We start from the raw sequence: 417 nt of genomic DNA on the forward strand, positions 1-417 counted from the left end.
GAGCGGAAGCCCCACAAACACGCCATCTTTTACCGCCCGCGACTCGGAAAAATTATAACCATCGGTAGGCACCTGCCCCACAACTTGAGCACCGCATTTAAGCACGGCATCATAAATATCAGCAATACCATCCACAAAAGTATCGGGGTATGATTCGCCATCTCCCAATCCAAACAAGGCAACTCTTTTCCCATTCAGGTCAGCCTTTTTAAGTTTCGGCAGAAAAGACTCCCAATCGTCCTGAATATCGCCATATCCCCAGGTTGAAGTACCAAATATCAAACAGGAGAATTCTGTCAGATGTTCGGCAGCAGCATTGGAGATATCGGCAATATGCACATCACAACCAGTTAATTTATCTGCAATTGAGTGGGCAACCGTTTTGGTATTCCCGGTGGATGAGCCATAAAATATTGC

1 protein-coding gene is annotated in these 417 nt (G+C 46.0%); it reads right to left on the bottom strand.

Annotated elements, in window-relative coordinates; genetic code table 11:
* The coding region (locus C6366_RS21255) for a flavodoxin (protein WP_107740657.1) at positions 1 to 417 on the bottom strand (417 nt) is incomplete at both ends.

Source organism: Desulfonatronum sp. SC1 (genome assembly GCF_003046795.1).
Classification (GTDB): domain Bacteria; phylum Desulfobacterota; class Desulfovibrionia; order Desulfovibrionales; family Desulfonatronaceae; genus Desulfonatronum.